The sequence below is a fragment of the Bacteroidales bacterium genome, from assembly GCA_014860585.1.
Lineage (GTDB): Bacteria > Bacteroidota > Bacteroidia > Bacteroidales > 4484-276 > RZYY01.
In genome coordinates this window covers 1-19277 of record JACZJL010000184.1, presented here as the reverse complement: position 1 = coordinate 19277, position 19277 = coordinate 1, and the positions used below count along the sequence as shown (strand labels likewise).

At 44.0% G+C, this 19277-nt stretch carries 9 protein-coding genes, 2 tRNA genes and 1 pseudogene; 7 read left to right on the top strand and 5 right to left on the bottom strand.

Annotated elements, in window-relative coordinates; all coding sequences use genetic code 11:
* Positions 1-172: 172 nt before the first annotated feature.
* From IH598_17540 to IH598_17530, 3 genes and pseudogenes are all read left to right on the top strand, one after another.
* Positions 173-1564, top strand: coding sequence for a TolC family protein (locus IH598_17540; GenBank protein MBE0640319.1), 1392 nt, complete (start codon positions 173-175; stop codon positions 1562-1564).
* A 58-nt stretch (positions 1565-1622) separates the two neighbouring features.
* Positions 1623-2978: an efflux RND transporter periplasmic adaptor subunit gene (locus IH598_17535; protein ID MBE0640318.1), complete on the top strand. Its 1356-nt coding sequence runs from the start codon at positions 1623-1625 to the stop codon at positions 2976-2978.
* 380 nt (positions 2979-3358) lie between these two features.
* Positions 3359-4509 (top strand): annotated as a pseudogene (locus IH598_17530) (DUF1016 family protein).
* 120 nt (positions 4510-4629) lie between these two features.
* Here the strand turns inward: IH598_17530 and IH598_17525 are convergent.
* From IH598_17525 to uvrA, 4 genes are all read right to left on the bottom strand, one after another.
* A tRNA-Leu gene (locus IH598_17525) sits at positions 4630-4714 on the bottom strand.
* A gap of 62 nt (positions 4715-4776) precedes the next feature.
* Positions 4777-4852 (bottom strand) — tRNA-Gly (locus IH598_17520).
* A gap of 73 nt (positions 4853-4925) precedes the next feature.
* Positions 4926-5663, bottom strand: coding sequence for a TIGR00730 family Rossman fold protein (locus IH598_17515; GenBank protein ID MBE0640317.1), 738 nt, complete (start codon positions 5661-5663; stop codon positions 4926-4928).
* Positions 5664-5679: 16 nt separating this feature from the next.
* Positions 5680-8598 carry an excinuclease ABC subunit UvrA gene (gene uvrA, locus IH598_17510; protein ID MBE0640316.1) on the bottom strand — a complete coding sequence of 973 codons (2919 nt, stop codon included), beginning with the start codon at positions 8596-8598 and terminating at the stop codon, positions 5680-5682.
* A 233-nt stretch (positions 8599-8831) separates the two neighbouring features.
* Here uvrA and IH598_17505 point away from each other — a divergent pair, with 233 nt between their 5' ends.
* The 3 genes from IH598_17505 to IH598_17495 all read left to right on the top strand — a co-directional run bounded on the left by IH598_17505 (position 8832) and on the right by IH598_17495 (position 14674).
* Entirely contained in the window at positions 8832-12659 is a 3828-nt protein-coding gene (locus tag IH598_17505; protein MBE0640315.1) for a T9SS type A sorting domain-containing protein, read from the top strand.
* 113 nt (positions 12660-12772) lie between these two features.
* Complete coding sequence (gene speB, locus IH598_17500) at positions 12773-13633, top strand: agmatinase (protein MBE0640314.1); 861 nt, start codon at positions 12773-12775, stop codon at positions 13631-13633.
* 21 nt (positions 13634-13654) lie between these two features.
* Entirely contained in the window at positions 13655-14674 is a 1020-nt protein-coding gene (locus IH598_17495; protein MBE0640313.1) for a deoxyhypusine synthase, read from the top strand.
* A 71-nt stretch (positions 14675-14745) separates the two neighbouring features.
* Here IH598_17495 and IH598_17490 read toward each other — a convergent pair whose 3' ends face one another.
* A complete protein-coding gene (locus tag IH598_17490; protein ID MBE0640312.1) occupies positions 14746-18510 on the bottom strand; it encodes a T9SS type A sorting domain-containing protein in 3765 nt (1254 codons plus the stop codon).
* Between the two features lie 120 nt (positions 18511-18630).
* Here IH598_17490 and IH598_17485 point away from each other — a divergent pair, with 120 nt between their 5' ends.
* Positions 18631-18957, top strand: coding sequence for a septum formation initiator family protein (locus IH598_17485; protein ID MBE0640311.1), 327 nt, complete (start codon positions 18631-18633; stop codon positions 18955-18957).
* Positions 18958-19277 lie beyond the last annotated feature (320 nt).

Below are 19277 nucleotides of genomic sequence, written 5' to 3'. Positions count from 1 at the left end.
AACACCTGTATTTATTGTGGACATATAATTTTCGGGCTATGCTTTGAATAATTTATGCTTATTGATTGTCAATGAATTGTGAAATTGGCATATTTTTAGCCAATCGGGTTCAGTCAATCGTTTTATCATAACTTTGCACAAGTTTTTGCAAGGCAAATCAAAAATAATCAACATGAAAATTGATCAAATTACGAAAAGAATCGTTCTCACCATCTTTTCAATTTTTCTGCTCGCCATCACCCCAACGATCAACGCACAAAACAGAATCTGGACCATCGAAGACTGTTTTCTGTATGCTATCGAAAACAATATTCAGATTAAGCAAAGCCTGCTTGATGTACAATACAGCGAAGTTGATCTGCAACAAAGCAAGTTAAATTTGTTACCAAATCTGAATGGCAATGCATCTGCAAGCTACAACTGGGGAAGGGTACTCGACCGCACAAGGTACACTTACAGCAACCAGGAAACCAATCAGGCAAATTTCGGCCTTGATGCTAACATGAGGCTTTTTGGTGGATTACAGTATCAAAACAGAATAAAAAAGGCAAAACTTGACTTTCTCGCCAGTCAATATGCTACTGACAAAATCAAGGATGACATAAGTCTGTTGTTGACGCAAGCCTACCTGACCATTCTCTATAATAAAGAGTTGCTAAAAGTGGCTACCGAACAGGTTGCTATTACACAGGAACAAATCAAACGGACTGAAAAGTTGGTTGAAGCAGGAAAACTTGCAATGGGCAGCCTGCTCGAAATCCAGGCTCAAGGCGCCAGGGAAGAAATCAACGAGATCAATTACGAAAATTCTCTGGCACTTTCATACCTTGATCTCCTCCAAATTCTTGACCTGCCTGCCGATGCTGACTTCGAAATTGAAGTTCCGGTTTTCGACACCGAACTTACCCTCGAAGTCCTTCCAATCAGTCAGATTTATGAGGTAGCATTGGGTACACAAGCCTTAATTAAGAATGCAGAAGTAAACGTTGAAAGCGCATACAAAAACGTTGCAATTGCGCAGGGAGCGCTTAGTCCGGTGCTTTCGTTACAAAGCGGATGGAACACAAACTTTTCTAACCAATACCGTAAAGTTGTTTTCGATACCCTTACCGGTAATATTTATCAGACAGATGTAATCCCGTTTGGTGATCAGTTTGCTGACAATCAAAGCCGGTATCTTGGGATCGGATTGAGCATCCCCATTTTCAACGGGTACCAGGCAGCTTCAAATGTGGCACGCGCCAGAATTGCCGCTTCCAATGCTGAATACACTTATGATCTGACCAAAAATACACTTAGGAAAAATATTGAGCAGGCTTATTATGATGCACAGGCAGCTTTCAAAAGTTACCAGGCAACCCAAAAATCCCTTTCATCATTCAGTGAATCATTCCGATATACCGAGCAAAAATTTACCGTTGGTATGGCCACATCGGTTGACTATAACCTTGCAAAAACGCAACTAACCGCCGTTGAATCGGAATTGGTGCGTGCGAGGTATGACTACATTTTCAAAACAAAAATTCTCGATTTTTACATGGGGAGGCCCATCACATTGAACTAGTTCACCGGTACAATGTTCCTGTTCAAATGGAATCAGCATCAAATCTATCAGCAACAATATGAAAAAGAAAACGATCATAATCATCAGCGCAGCAGTGCTGATTGTGTTAATTGTCCTTGCCATCATGAAAAGTAAAGGAGTAATTGGTGGCGACCAATCTCCTAAGGTCGCTACTGACATGGTCGCAAGACGTACAATCGTGGAGACCGTATCAGCCAATGGGAAAATCCAGCCTGCGCGTGAAGTAAAGATTACGCCTTACATCTCCGGGGAAGTTGTGGAATTGCATGTGCGTGAAGGCGACCAGGTTAAAGGTGGAGACCTTTTAGCCAAAATTGATCCGGAAATTTATCTTTCCAATTACGAGCGCATGGAAGCAAGCCTTCAATCTCAAAAGGCAAGTTTGGCCAATGCAAAAGCACGCCTTGCGCAAACCAATGCTCAGTTTACCAATTCCAAATTGTCTTTCGAGCGGAACGAAAAATTATGGAAAGAGAAGGTCATCTCAGATGCTGATTATGAAACAGCCAAAGCGAACTTTGAAGTGACCACTGCCGAAGTGCAGGCTGCCGAAGAATCGGTGAAAGCAGCCGAATTTCAGGTGGCCAGTGCCGAAGCATCCCTGCGTGAAGCACGTGAAAATCTCACTAAAACGGCAATTTACGCCCCTTCTGATGGTACTGTTTCACGTCTGATTATCGAAAAGGGGGAACGCGTTGCCGGTGCATCTCAATTCTCCGCAGGTACTGAACTCATGCGGATTGCCGATCTGGACTTAATGGAGGCAGTAGTGCAGGTAAATGAAAACGACATCGTACGCATCAGTTTAGGCGATACATCACTGATTGAAGTTGATGCCTATCTGAACCGGAAGTTCAAAGGTCTTGTTACCGAAATTGCTACTTCTGCTGAAACTGCTGCATTGACCTCAGACCAGGTTACAAGTTTCGAGGTGAAAATCAGATTACTCAAAGAGTCCTACCAGGATCTTCTCGATCCTGAAAAACCATGGTTTTCTCCTTTCCGCCCCGGCATGTCCACCACCGTTGACATCCAGACAAAAACCGAGTTCAACGTACTTACCCTGCCAATTCAGGCGGTTACTACCCGAAGCGATACGACAGGTAAAGAAGTTTCGGCGCGGATTGACCGGGATAAAAACAAAGACGAAAAGGAAAAAGACAAGAACGAAAAAGTAAATACCGAAATTACCGAGTATGTGTTTGTTTACGACAATGGTAAGGCCAAAATGATTCAGGTAAAATCAGGGATCCAGGACAATACCTATATCCAGATTTTATCGGGGCTTGAAGAAAATGCGGAAGTTATCATTGGCCCTTACCGCGCCGTTTCAAGAAGTCTTAAAAATGGCGATCAAGTAAAAAAAGTACCGAAAGAGGAGCTCTTTGAGTAGACTCATTGAAAATAAATACAAAAGCCTTGTAAATTAACTTTTTACAAGGCTTTTTTCGCACCCGGAACGGGAATTGAACCCGCACAGCCGCAATGGCCAAAGGATTGTTCCTAAAAGTCTGACAATTTCGCCATCAGCATTGCACACGGGCAATCGCAAACTTAAGAGAAGGATTTTGAAATGCAGTTTTTTGTAAAAGGCGCAGCATCAATCAAGGCTGTTTCTTTTATCCCCAACAAAATGATTTTACTAATAATCATGATTTCAACGCATATTCTTAATTTTGCCAAAAGGAAAGAAATTGGATCAACAAATTATTTGGAAGATAACTGAAATTCAAACAGCATATTAATCCCTGAACATGATAAAAAACCATCACCATGAATGAAATTGTCCAATACAAAAATCTGCTGCAAGACATTAAAGAAAGGGTGCGCAAAGCACAACTCAGGGCAAGTGTTTCGGCTAATGCCGAGATGCTGGCAACCTATTGGGATGTTGGCAGAATGATTTATCAGTTGCAACAACATAAGGGTTGGGGCGCCAGAGTGATTCCCCGTTTATCAAAAGATCTCAAAAACGAACTATCAGGTGTGAAGGGTTTTTCTGAAAGAAATTTGAGGTCAATGGTTATTTTCTTTAAAGAATACCAGCATGTTACAATTTGGTAACCGGTAGTTGCCAAATTTCAGGATGAACCAAATTGGCAACTATTGGCTGCCAAATTGAATAATGATGTCAAATCTCAATCAACTGTGGGCAGGATTCAAAATATTGAATTTCAAACCAATTTGTTTCTCTCAGTTACATGGACTCACCATATCATCTTATTGGAGAAGATAAAAGACCATGAAACTCGCCTTTGGTATTTGCAAAAGATTGTTGAAAATGGCTGGTCGAAAGAGACATTGATAGAAATGATCAAAAAAAGTGTTCATCTACGCCAGGGCAAAGCTGTCACCAACTTTAACCTTACCCTGCCACCTGCACAATCTGCCCTTGCCAATGCGATGCTGAAAGATCCGTACATTTTTGATTTTACTACGCTGGCAACAGAATACACCGAACGTGAACTGGAAACGGAACTTGTTAAGAATGTGGAAAAGTTTCTGATTGAACTGGGATCCGGTTTTGCATTTGTGGGCAGGCAGTTTAAGCTGGAAGTCAGCGACCGCGATTTTTATCTTGATTTGCTTTTCTATCATCTCAAAATGCGTTGTTTTGTGGTTATAGAACTGAAAAGGGGTGAGTTTATACCGGAATATGCCGGTAAAATGAATTCTACTGCTCAGCAGTTGATGATCTGTTGAAGCATCCGGCTGACCAACCAACAGTTGGGTTGATACTTTGTCAACAAAAAGATCGGTTGTTTGCCGAATACTCGCTTAAAGATATTCAAAAACCAATCGGCATCTCAGAATATGAATTGACCAGAATACTACCCGAAAACCTAAAAAGCAGCCTGCCCAGTGTGGAGGAAATTGAACAGGAGTTAGGTGAAAAGCTAAAAGCCATTACCCATGACCATTGAAGCAATGGCAGCAGCAACGCACCAGCTTGCCAGGTATAGATGTAGATAAGGAGTGTGAAGATGAATTTTGAAACTTCTAAAAAAAACCTTGCAAATTAAATATTTACAAGGCTTTTTTCGTACCCGGAGCGGGAATTGAACCCGCACGGCCGCAATGGCCAAAGGATTTTAAGTCCTTCGTGTCTACCAATTCCACCACCCGGGCGTTGACACTTTGAAAAAATGAAACTTAAAACCCCGAACCCGAAGCATCCCGGGATCGGGGTTTGGAGCGGAAGACGGGACTCGGACCCGCGACCCTAACCTTGGCAAGGTTATGCTCTACCAACTGAGCTACTTCCGCAGTTAATTTGGGAGTGCAAAAATAGTATCTAATTTTTTACCACCAAAAGTTTTTGAAAAAAATTTCTGAAAAATCAGAAGTTTGGTTTGATCTTGAACTTTTCATAATACTTAACTATATGATCAACAGCTTCTTCTGCAGTATCTACCAGTCTGAAAAGGTGCAGGTCTTCGGGGCTGATCATGGCTTCTTCAAGCAGTTGTTCTTTAACCCACTCTATCAATCCGCTCCAGTATTTCTTGTTAACCAACACAATAGGGAACCTTACCATTTTGTGGGTCTGGATCAGGGTTATGGCTTCAAACATTTCGTCCAAAGTGCCAAAACCTCCGGGTAATACGATATAACCCTGCGAATACTTCATGAACATCACTTTGCGCACAAAGAAGTAGTCGAAATTAATCAGTTTATCATTGTCAATAAAAGGGTTTGATCTTTGTTCATGGGGCAGGACAATATTGAGGCCAACAGATTTCCCTCCGGCAAAATGAGCCCCTTTGTTGGCTGCTTCCATTATCCCTGGACCACCACCGGTAACGATTCCAAAACCTTTTTTTGTAAGAAGGTAGGCCGTTTCCTCCGCCAGGCGGTAATGAGGATGGCTGTCCTTAACCCTTGCCGATCCAAAGATTGAAACACAAGGACCAATTCGTGCAAGGGTTTCAAAACCGTCAACCATTTCTGACATTACTTTAAAAACCATCCATGAGTCGTTGATCTTAATTTCGTTCCAGCTTTTTTGCTGAAATGAGTCATGGATACTTTCCCCGTCTTTATTCCGCAAATGTTCTACGTTTTCGTTTAACATCATCATATTTGAATTTTTATCAGTTTTTCCCGGCAAAGATAGCTTCTCTTTGATGAGTAAGTTCAATTCTAAGAAAATCGGCTGTGAAAGATTGTTCATTCTGGCTCACTTCTTCGGGAGTTCCAACACAAACAATTTCGCCACCACGAATTCCTCCTTCGGGGCCAAGATCAATGATATGATCTGCAACTTTAATCACATCCATATTGTGCTCAATCACCAGGATTGTATTCCCTTTATCCACCAATTTATTCAGCACTTCGAGCAACACCTTCACATCCTCAAAATGCAGACCTGTAGTGGGTTCATCAAGGATATAAATGGTTTTCCCGGTGTCGCGTTTGGAGAGTTCGGCTGCCAGTTTCACACGTTGTGCTTCTCCCCCCGAAAGCGTTGTAGATTGCTGTCCAAGGGTGATGTAACCCAGCCCAACATCTTTCAGTGTTCTTATTTTCTGAATGATTGAAGGATGATGCTCAAAAAATTCAACGGCCTGGTTGATGGTCATATTGAGCACATCGTTGATGGATTTGCCTTTGAAACGCACTTCGAGGGTTTCGCGGTTATAGCGCTTTCCCTGGCAGGTTTCGCATGGCACCTGAACATCGGGCAGGAAGTTCATCTCAATCAGACGGATACCGGCGCCACTGCAGGTTTCGCAACGTCCGCCCTTAACATTAAACGAAAAACGTCCGGGCTTGTAGCCTCTGATTTGCGATTCGGGCAATGAACCAAACAGTTTCCGGATTTCATCGAAAACTTTGGTATAAGTTGCGGGGTTTGAACGGGGTGTACGGCCAATTGGCGACTGGTCAATTTCAATCACTTTGTCTATGTTTTCCATGCCCGTAATTGACTCAAACGGAAGCGGCTTCTTATCAGAATGATAAAAATGAGCGCTGAGAATCGGGTACAGCGTTTCGTTGATCAGACTTGACTTTCCGCTGCCGGAAACACCCGTAATACAGATGAATTTCCCAAGTGGTAAAGTCAGTGTCACATTTTTCAGGTTGTTACCCTGAGCGCCGGTGAGTTGAAGGATCTTTCCGTTGCCTGCCCTTCTCAGACCGGGGATTGAAATTTCTTTTTTGCCGCTCAGGTATTCACAGGTTATGCTATGACAATTCAGCATATTGCCGGGTGCGCCTTGTCCTACGATAAATCCGCCTTTGATGCCTGCTCCCGGCCCGATATCTAAAATATAATCCGACGACATAATCATGTCCCTGTCATGTTCCACAACAATGACTGAGTTTCCAATATCACGCAGTTCCTTTAATGCAGTTATCAATCGTTGGTTATCGCGCTGATGCAGGCCGATACTGGGTTCGTCGAGAATGTAAAGTACTCCTGTAAGTTGTGATCCGATTTGTGTGGCCAGGCGTATTCGTTGTGACTCGCCGCCGGAAAGGGTTCTTGAAGGTCGGTTCAGGGTGATGTAATCCAGCCCGACTTCAAGTAAAAACCTGATACGTGAACTGATTTCGCGGGTGATTTCGGTAGCAATGCGGAGTGTGCGTTCACTCACTTTGGCAGGAAGAGCATCAATCCAGTCACGCAGCAGAAACAGGTCCATTTCCGCCAATTCTGCAATGTTTTTATCCAAAATTCTGAATTGCAGCGATTCCCTTTTTAGCCTTGCGCCATGACACTCCGGGCATGGAATGCGGTTCATAAAACCTGAAATCCACTTTTGCACCGACTTACTGCTTGTCTCGAAATCCTGGCTGAGAATAAAACTGATGATCCCATCAAAATTCAATGAATAATTTGAAGTAATGCCTAAGTATTCATTTTTTACATGAACGATTTCGTCGGAGCCATAAAGGATAGTCGTGAGGCCTTTTTCCGGAATTTCACCAATCGGCATATCAAGATCGAAACCGTATTTATGCCCGATTGCTTCGATCTGACGAAAAATCCAATTGTTTTTGTATTCGCCCAAAGGAACAATCCCACCCTTTTTTATACTGAGCTTATCATCAGGGATCACCCGTTTCAGGTCGATTTGCGAAACTTCGCCAAGCCCGTTACAGTGCGGGCAGGCGCCATAAGGAGAATTGAAGGAAAAAGTGTTGGGCTCCGGTTCGTCATATGATAGCCCGGTGGTCGGGCACATCAGTAACCGGCTGAAGTGCCTTACGTGTTCGGATTTCGGGTCATGGATCATCATCACTCCTTTGCCATGTTTCATGGCCATCTGCACCGATTTTGCCAACCTGTCATGAATGTCCTCTTCAATCACCAGCCTGTCAACAACTACCTCTATATCATGGGTTTTATAACGGTCTACTTTCATCCCGAAGTTTATATCCACAATTTTTCCGTCAATCCTGACTTTCAGGTAACCCTGTTTTCGGATTTGTTCAAACAACTCGCGGTAATGCCCTTTTCGCGCTTTGACCAGAGGCGCCAGGACATTCACCGGAAGGCCGGAATAATGTTGAAGAATAAGTTCGATGATTTGCTTTTCGGTATAACGGACCATCTTTTCGCCGGTATTGTAGGAATAAGCTTCTCCAATCCGCGCAAACAGCAACCTGAGAAAATCGTACACCTCAGTGATGGTGCCAACTGTAGAGCGGGGATTTTTGTTCACGGTTTTCTGCTCAATGGAAATCACCGGGCTGAGACCGTCAATTTTGTCCACATCGGGACGCTCCATACTGCCAATAAACTGGCGGGCATAAGCCGAGAATGTTTCCATGTAGCGCCGTTGGCCTTCAGCATAAATCGTATCAAAAGCAAGCGATGACTTCCCGCTCCCGCTAAGGCCGGTGATCACTACCAACTTGTTGCGGGGAATTTTGACATCAATGTTTTGCAGATTATGCATCCGCGCGCCATAAACTTCAAGCTGATCATCGGTAGAAAGATTTCCAGAGGCAGAATCATCATTGGTTACCAATTTATTATCCTGTGTTAATTCTGCCTTCATTGGTGTTTGAAATGTGATTTGAGTTTTACCATTATTTGCCTCTTTAACAATCCGAAAAGAGTTTTTATTGCAATTGTGGGAAAAATCAGGAAATGATCCTCAATGATACATCGAATCAAAAATTGTTAAATAACAATCATCCCAACGGGCAATAAATGTACTTTTGAACGATTTTTACATCTAACTGCTCACCAAAAAACGCTTTCTAACGTTTAATATCCAAATTTCTATCGATGATACGAATATTTATACTGCTGCTTTTTTTACCACACTTCGCGATTTTGTCCGCCCAAACTCAAGTTCTTACAGGTAATAATGACAATTTCCATATTTCCAGCACCGACTCCATCTGGCTTTCCAACCTCCCCGAAGCCACACTACCGGAATATTTGCGTAACAAGGAACTTCCTTTTCGGCATGATAATTCCGACCAGCCTTTTTTCCGGCCGATTTTCAACCAGGCAGGACCATCCTGTGGCCAGTCTTCCGCAGTTGGCTATGGATTTACTTACGAAATAAACCGACTGAGAGGACTACCTTCAGATACTTCAATTAACCAATATCCATCACATTTTGTCTATAATTTTATGAATGGGGGCAGTGGTTACTTTGGGGTGAACTATATGCACAGTTTTGAAATTCTGAGGACGCTGGGAACCCCAACTGTCAATGACTACGGGGGCATGAGCATTGATGGCGGCGAGCGTTGGATTTCCGGATACGACCTGTATTACTCTGCCATGAAAAACCGGATAAGTGGGGTGAAACAGATAAAGGTGAACACTCCGGATGGATTGTTAACCCTTAAGCATTGGTTGGTAAATCATCTCGAAGGGGCTGAAATAGGCGGAATAGCCAACTTCAATGCCGGGAGCCCGTGGAATTATCAATCATTGCCTTCAGGCAGCCCGGAGGAGGGAAAAAAAGTAATGGTTCAGTTTGCCGGGACCTACGCCACACATGCAATGACAATTGTTGGATACAATGACAGTATCCGCTATGATTACAACGAGGACGGACAATTTACCAATCACCTCGACATCAACAATGATGGAAGTGTAGATATGAGAGACTGGGAAATCGGTGGGGTGAAATTTGCAAACACCTATGGTAACACCTGGGCTGATTCAGGATTCTGCTATCTGATGTATAAAGTATTGGCAGATGATGTCACCATTGGCGGCATTTGGAACAGTACGGTCAACATCCTCGACGTGAAAGAAACTTATGAGCCTTTATTGACAATGAAGTTGGTAATCAAGCATGATTCGAGGGAAAAAATCAGGATAGCCGCAGGCGTTACTACCGATACAGCCAAACTTAAACCTGATCATTATCTTTATTTCCCGGTATTCAACTACCAGGGCGGACACAAGTACATGCAGGGGGGAAGAGAGTCGGAGGAGTACAAAACCATTGAGTTCGGGCTTGATATTACACCGCTGCTCAGCTATCTTGAGCCAGGTCAATTTGGAAAATTCTTTGTCGAAGTCATTGAAAATGATCCCAAAAATGAAGGTTCAGGGGAGATCATTTATTATGCGATCATAGATTACACTTCAGGAATCAACCTGGTGGCATGCCCTCAATTGAATGTTCCAATCACTGACAATAAAACCACGCGGCTTTCGGTCATTCATAATCCAACTTTCGACAAAGTAGCCATTACTACTGATGAATTACCGGTTATACTTCCGGGGCAAAATTACCAGCATCAGATGACAGCAACCGGAGGAGCTCCTGATTACCGGTGGGAATTGAAAACCCCATACTATCAGCAGATGTTCACCGGGGAATTCCCTGCAATTGATGAGCAACAACTCGCACTGGAAGCCCCGCATTACCGATATGTTTCGCAAGAACTTGAGTTCGAATTTCCATTTTATGGCGAAACCTTCAGTAAAGTTTACCTCCATCGCGACGGATACATCATGTTCGACGAGGATATCTATCCCTGGCCCTATTACAATGACGGTTACCTGCTTTTCAGGCAAATGAAAAGTATTGCTGCATTCTCATTTTACCCGGTGGAATACTATTCAGGTACAAAGCGTGATGAAGGGTTCTGGTATGAAGGCGACGAAACGTATGCCGCTTTCAGATGGAAGAAATCGCTGACGCATCACGATCATACCGTAGGATATGGCGAATTCGCTGTTACGCTCTACCCTGATGGCAGCATTGAGTATTTTTTTAACAACATCGAACTTGATGAAGACATTCTCTGGTACTCGGGAGTTTCGGCCGGCTTGAATATTGACCATACCATCATCGAAAATGCCAATTCATCCAAACTGCCACGGTTCACGGCATATCGGCTTATCCCGGAATTGATCCCACAGGAATTCAGTTTGTCTGAGAATGGTTTGCTGTCAGGAAATGCTCAACCAGGTGAAGACATTTGTAATCTTTCTTTCAAAATTAAGGATGAGAAAGAGATTTCAGCATTAAAAACACTGCAACTTTCGGATGGATTGATTTTCGATTACACGATCACTGCAGGAGAGGATCCGGTGATTCAAAGCGGTGAATTGGTAAAAGTGAACCTGACCCTCAAAAATATTTCTTCTCAACAATTTTTTAATGTGCAGGCGGCCATAGTTTCAAAAGATCCGAACCTTGAAATCCATACCGCTACCGCTTTGTTTGGCGACATTCAACCCGGCCAGCAAACTTCAGTAGAGCAAGCCTTTGAGATGACTGTTTCCAATCAATGCCCTGACCAATACGGCTTTCTGGTCGATTTGCAAATCCAGTCTGATCAAATTGATCGTTCAGGGAAAATGTCATTTGTAACCCAGGCTCCCATCCTTTATATGCAGGATTATATGGTAATTGACGGTGATAACCAACGTCTGGACCCGGGAGAAACTGCTGATGTTCAAATCACGCTGATAAATGAAGGAAATGCGGCCGCCAATGGCGTCACAGGATTCATGTACAGTAAAGATCCTTATATTACCATCAACAATTCCACCCCTTTAACATATGGAAATTTGCTCTCAGGAGCCACAGGTCAAAACAGTTACTCTGTGACTGTGGATGCTGCCTGCCCCATTGCACATGAGGCTAAGTTTTATTTTATCATCGAAACTGCAAATGGGACTCAGGTTCTTGAGTCATTCGACATGAGCATCGGACAATATCCATTAATGGTGATCAATTTTGCAAAAAACGAAAACTCCGTCAGTGTAATCAAATCCACCCTTGATGAGCTGGGGATGGCTTATATTTACAGTGACACACTGCCTGCAAAACCCGAAATCTACAAGGCCATCATGCTTTGTCTCGGGACATTTTATTCCAATACTGCATTGACCACTGCTGAAGGGTTACTACTTTCAGACTATCTCGAAAAAGGAGGACGGCTTTATATGGAGGGAACTACCACCTGGTACATTGATCCCCAGACTGCCGTGCATCCGAAGTTTAATAACAGTGTAATTACCGTTGCAAACTGGATTTCTTTCAATCACCTTTTCGGTGTTGAAGGATCATTTGCAGAAGGGCTTTCATTTGATTTTACGGGAGCTTATAACCTGCTTCCCTGCTATTTCCAGCCCGTCAATACTGCTTTCCCCGTGTTACGGGCAGACAATGGCGATGGAATCTACACCATGTCTGCTTTCGAAAATGACACCTACCGAACCATCGGCTCAATTCTTGAGTTCGGAAGTTTGGGGAATGCAAACGCAGTAAGTGAGCGTAAAGCGCTGATGACGGGTATTCTCGAGTTTTTCGATTTAGAAGATTATTTCGTCGCCATCATGGAGCATGAAAAAGCTGAAGAAAAAAGGATACATGTCACTGTTTCGCCAAATCCATTTACTGATTTTATCCATTTCTACATTACGCATGATGCCACGGAAAGAATCGAACTCGCTGTTTTCGAACTCAATGGGCAGCTTATTCATCATGATTTTTCAACCTATGGAACAACATCCGATTCTCAACCGATCTCCATTCATTTGCCCTTGACTTTATCCCCAGGGGTTTACTTTTACCGCGTAATATCTGGAAATCACGTTGCCACCGGTAAGTTGATCAAACTGGAAAAATAGTTTTTCCAGTATAATGCTGCATGCACTGCCATTGTGGTAATTTTATCCCTGGAACAGCCACACCCAAATAATATTTGTAGTTTTGTAACAAAATTAATCAACCTATTAAAAGCATGGCAGATAACAATAATTATGGCGGGCTGGACGCCGGGTACACCGGTCTGGAACAAGCCAGGGTAGTGGTGCTTCCGGTACCTTACGACGAAACCAGCACCTGGGGCAAAGGCGCCGATAAAGGACCTCCCGCCATCCTCGAAGCTTCGGCCAATATGGAGCTTTACGATATCGAAACGGATTCTGAAGTTTACAAGACCGGGATTTTTACGGCTCCACCGGTAACTGAAAAATCATCACCCGAAAACATGGTAAATGCCGTTCATACTGAGGCACTAAACTACCTCAAACAGGGGAAATTCATAGTCGGTCTTGGTGGCGAACACTCTGTGACAACAGGCTTTGTGCGTGCATATGCTGATTTGTTCGACAATCTGAGTGTACTGCAACTGGATGCGCATACCGACCTGCGCCCGGAATACGAGGGAAGTCGCTACAACCATGCCTGCGTAATGTCGCGGGTTGCTGAGATTTGTCCATTTGTGCAGGTTGGAATAAGGAGTATGGACAGCCTTGAAAAGCAGTTTACAGTGCCAGACAAACTTTTTCTGGCCGAGCACATCCAGGGTCGTACCGACTGGCATCAAAAAGTAGTAAATCAGCTAACGGATAATGTTTTCATCACCATCGACCTTGACGTATTTGATCCATCCATCATGCCTTCAACTGGTACTCCGGAGCCTGGAGGGATGCTCTGGTATGAAGTCATCGACCTGCTCAGGCTGGTTACTCAGAAGAGGAATGTAATTGGCTTTGATGTCGTGGAACTGGCGCCGACCAAAATTAACAAAGCGCCGGATTTCCTCGCTTCCAAGCTGATTTACAAACTGCTGGCCTACTGTTTTCAATCCAATAAGTAATCAATTAAATACTTCAATAACATGGACAAAAAGAAACTTTTAAGGGAAACGGTGAAGCACATCAATATCAAGTCGTTCGACTCAACACCGATTATTGATGCCATGCGCGACATGTCTTTTACTTCACGCGATACGGCATCGGCCACAGACATTTTACAGCGGATGATCAACGACCCCGATTGCACGATCTGGCTCACCCTCGCCGGAAGCACAAGTGCCGGCGGCTGTATGCAGGTATATGTGGATATGATCAAAAACAACATGATTGATGCCGTTGTAGCTACCGGGGCATCCATTGTTGACATGGACTTCTTTGAGGCACTGGGGTTTAAGCATTACAAAGGTACTCCGTGGATTGACGACAAACAATTGCGTTCGCTATATATCGACAGGATTTATGATACCTATATTGATGAAGAAGAGCTGCAGGCCTGCGATGAAACCACAAAAACCATTGCCGACAACCTTGAGCCCCGACCTTATTCCTCCCGCGAATTCATCAGGGAAATGGGACGCTACCTCACCAAACATTCGGTGAAAAAAGACTCGCTCGTGCAAACAGCTTTTGAGCACAATGTGCCTGTCTTTTGCCCGGCTTTTTCCGATTCAAGTGCTGGCTTCGGACTGGTAAAACACCAGTGGGAACGGCCTGAGAAACATCTTTCGATCGACTCGGTGAAGGATTTTCTCGAACTGACAAAAATTAAAATGGCTGCAGGAACCAGCGGGCTGTTTATGATCGGCGGAGGCGTTCCCAAGAACTTTGCCCAGGACACTGTGGTGTGTGCCGAAATACTTGGTAAAGACGTCCCAATGCACAAATATGCCGTGCAGATTACCGTTGCTGATCCGCGTGACGGCGCCTGCTCCAGTTCCACTCTAAAGGAAGCTGCTTCCTGGGGGAAAGTGGATACGGTATATGAACAAATGGTGTATGCCGAAGCCACTTCTGTTCTCCCACTGATAGTCAGCTATGCCTACCACAAAGGCGACTGGAAAAAGCGCAAGCGGTGGGAATGGGCAAAATTGTTGGATAAATAGAACATAAACTCCTAAAAGCAAAAGGCCTTCCGGCATGTGTCGGAAGGCCTTTTTGTTTAGCTGAAACCAGCTTATCTCTGGATGATAATTTTCTCGGTAACGTTTATTTCGGTTCCGGTGATGGAAAGGTAATAAACGCCTTGTGATAAGTTATTTATATTAATCATCTTGCTGAACGAGCCATTGATCTTAACGCCGTTTTCATTATAAACGAGCTTGCCTTTCGTATCAACCAGGCGAATGTTCACAATATCCCGGGCATTGAGACTGAGTGTAAAGTAACCATCGCTTGGGTTGGGATAGATCTTGAGTGAGATCAGTTCTTTTTCGCTGATTCCTGTGCAGTCTTCCACCAGGAAGCTGAATTCCTCTGACCAATCGCCATGTCCGCAGTCGTTTGCTCCCCTGACTTTGATTGTGGCATTTCCAACCCAGGTTCCCCCGAAGGTCACCTGGCAGGATGTACCGTCTTCGATGAGTGTTCCGGCCTCTGCGGGTTCAAGGAGCCACTCACAGGATGTGGCAAGTAAAATTTCACCTACTGAAAAGTTTTCGCTTGTTCCAAGACAAACCTTTACTTTTCCTTCGATAGCGGGAGCGACTTCTGGTTTTGGTGCAATGTTAACTGTGATTGCTTCTGAGAAATCACTTTCGCCACATTCGTTCATCGATTTTACATGAATCATTGCTTCGCCTGAAAAACCTTCTGCCCATTGCACTTCAGCATTAATACCATCGGCTGTGATCGTACCCGCTTCTGCTGGAACAAGTTCCCATTGATACGCTTCAGCATTTGCTGCTTCCGTTATCTGATAAGTAGTGTTGGTGTTATCCTCACAAAGTTGCTGTTCACCTGTTGGTTGCGAGGGTGTTACAGGCATTGGGTTAATTGTGATGTTTAACGCTTCAGAGTAAACGCTTTCGCCGCAGTAATTCATTGACATAACATGTACAGCAGCCTGACCTGTGTAACCTTCTGCCCATACCACTTCGGCATCAAGGCCATCAGCAGTGAGTGTACCTGCTTCTGCGGGAACAAGTTCCCATGTGTAATTCGTTGCATTTGCTGCAGCGGCAGTTTGATAAACAGTAGAATATGTTCCGACACAAAAATCAGCAACTCCCATAGGTTGTTCAGGAATAGCCGGCATTCCGGTAACAGTGATCATAAGCATTTCAGATACTTCACCTTCACCGCAGCTATTGGCGCCCATTACTGTTAAACCGGCCACTCCATACCATTCGGCATTCCAGTTCACTGTAGCAGATGTTTTGTCAAACATAAGAATCCCAGCTTCTTCAGGTGTCAGATACCAAACATAATCATCAGCATGAACAGCACCTTCGGTAGAATAGTCAGTTTCAGCAGTGCCAATGCAAAATTCAGTTTCTCCAACCGGTTTAGCGCTCATCAACGGGATCAGTATAAAGCTAAGTGTCATATCATCGCTCACTGTATTGTTGTCAGCGGTGGCATGCAGCGTTAATACAACCGATCCATTTAAATAATCCTGTGTTCCGGGAGTATAGTCCGGAGAGAGGATAGACGCATTGTTGAATGCACCGTCACCTGATGTTTCCCAAAGCACCGTCTGATAATTAACAGCAGTTGCCGAGGGTGTAAATGTCGCTCCTTCGCAGATCGTTGCATCATCGCCTGCAAAAGCGGATAGAGTCATCACCTCAACCTCTGATGTATGACGATAATAATTTTGCTTGGTTATTGTGACCATTACAGTCACTTCCATTGTTTGCGGAATAATTTCAATGGCAACCGGGGATCCTGTTCCTTCACCTGTCCCGATGATTTCGCCATCAACAGTGAGTGCAATAAATGATCCGGCATCAGCAGTAATGTAAAAGGCAGTCTCGCCACCTACGATTGTATTTTCGTGAGATACGGTCAGTTGCTGTGGAACCTCCGAGTAAACATTCAGAAAGGCATCACCGTGGTGGTGAAAAAGATGGTAGGTTACCTGTTTGTTGTTTACGTTGTAAGGCCATGAACTTTGCTGGAGGAAATACTTTCCGGCAGCGTTACCAAATGCAGGAAGGAGGCCGCGCTCATCCACCGGCATTCCGTAATCAGGTAAAAATTCCGGGTACATATTGTCAAACATCCCCCAGACAAAAGCATCGTTGACAAAGGAATAAGAAGTCTCTGATGCAGCAATCAGGCCTAATGCTCCGGAGTTTTGTCCGCCATAAGTAAAACGGTGAAATTTCTCGGTGAAACATTCATTTCCGTAATTGTATTTTCCGGTCAGACAATTGATCGAAAACACAAAAGTAAGGTCAGTATTATGGAGTCCGTTGATACTAGAATTTGAATAGTTTGGCTCTCCCCATCCCAGCTCATAGCCGTGATCGCGGTGTTGCAGCATGAAAGCACCCTGGTTGATGGCATTGTTTACCATGGTGGCAGTTCCGCCGGACCATCCACCCAGTTCAGAAGGGGTTGCAGGAATGTATCCGCGGCCATTGGGCCCAAAATAGTTGACAACTGTGGATGTATTGGTAGCTGTTGACCAGATTGAGCCAGGGGATCCGGAATATATTTCGTTGATGCGAACCGGGGTTTTCCCCTGGTTTCTCCAGAATCCGCCTACAGTCTCAGAACATATCTGGAACCAGCGTTCAGTTTGCCAGCCTAAAGCAGTGATCGGATGGTCGTAAAAGCTGGCGCTTGTAGGAGGAGTGCGCTCATAATTCAGGAATTTTGAAACCATTACCTGCAATTGGGCAGCATTATTGGCCGTGATCCGGGCAAATATCATATCGGGCATGTGGTTCCCGGTCACATCAGCAAACATATTGTCGGAAACACAGTAATTGTTGTAGATCGGCGAAGTAATGGTGCTGGCGGCATTTGACCCATAATCTGCCATCAGTAAAATAGCTACCGGAGGAATGTCCCAGGTATTATAAGCATTGTTGAAATAGGTCTCCAGTGCGGCCGGAGTCGTTCCGCCAATTTCTGCTAAAGTGACGATATCAGTGAGAATTCCCTGTTGTTGCCTGAACGTCCTGATTGAGTCGGCCCATTGGGCAAATTCAGGATTGTTTGGAATTACAATAAGGTATTCACAACCGGCATCCTTACTGGCCATCATTTCATTGCGACGCTCATTGTAATCAATCTCCGGAAGTGATGCGCTGTTGAGGAAAATATCCTGATGAATCGGATCAAACCAGCGGCTGCGCAAACGCTCCCGGCCAAATGTGCCGTCTCCTCCTTCAAAAATCACCTCAAGTTGAATATCGCGATAAACAATCAATTCTTTTGTTACCGGGTTGTATTGAAATGGCGTAATTCCAACCATCACAGCATCTACCCCACGTATAGTTGTAATTTCTGATAGTTTGATCGGTTCGGCCGGATAAAAGGCATCCGTTGCATAAACCTGTTCATTCGCTTCAAAATGAAGCCCATCTTCCGTTTCAAGAGGAATGCGCGGAGCTGGTGCAAGTTCAACACCCTCAATTTTCTCAGTACGATAGTCCGTAACCTTTAGCACAGCTGCGGCGCCATTGGGTATCGCAATGTAACGGCTGATCCCGGGTACATTGGGCATGCCTTCGTTATTTGGCAGGAACGAACCCGACAAGACAATATTCTGCATTTGCTTCCCATTAATTGCTTCTTCGATAATGGAAAAGCCGGTGATGGAATAGCTGATGGTTACATTCGAACTCTTTTGTTCTAAAAGGTTCATTCCATCTCTTCCCCAGGCATCGGGATAGTTGAATTGCTGAGCATAAAGGCTGGCGGTGGTGAGATAGATCACAGCCAAAACTGTTAACAAGCGGTAAAGCGTAGTTTTTCCTGAGTCCATTTTAATTTGTGTTAATGAGTAAAAATAATTGATAATTCTTTGTTGATCAATTTCATTGATTGATTGAGGGCGCTAAAGTAAATAAAATATTTCAACCTGTATTTTCAAAAAACGTTACTTTTGCTTTACCAACCTTTTATGATCAACGCTATGAAATTTACCTATAAAATCTTTTGGAATCGCTATTTTATAGTTCTTTTAATTTTTGCAATCTGGATGTTGTTTTTCGATCAAAACAACATTTTTCGCCAGATCCAACTGCGCAACGAATTGGAACGTGCAAATGAGCAAAAACAGTTTTACCTCAACGAAATCCGAAACGACAGCCTTTTCCTTGAGCAGCTGAAAAACGACCCCGAGGTAAAAGAAAAGTATGCCCGCGAGCATTACCTCATGAAAAAAGATGATGAGAGGGTCTTCAGCATCATCAGGGAAAAGAAAGAGTAAAATTTCCAACATTGATAATTCCTAACCTCATCAGGGTTTTAGCTGGACTGCGATGGATTTCAGTTAATACAGATCAACATAGACCTGAAGAGAAAACTTAGCACATAGCAGTAAATAGTAAAAGCAGCCGGGGACAAAACTCCGGCTGCTTTATTTTCCTTTGTTCGGCTTAAGCTCCAGCCTAAGCCGAATCTATTTCTGCAGGCTCTGCCTGCCAAAAACCTGTAGGTTTAAAAGTTCTACATCACCACCAACCGCTTCGTAACAATCTCCCCTCCAATTTCCAGCCTTATGATGTAAAGTCCGGGCTTGTAGCCGCT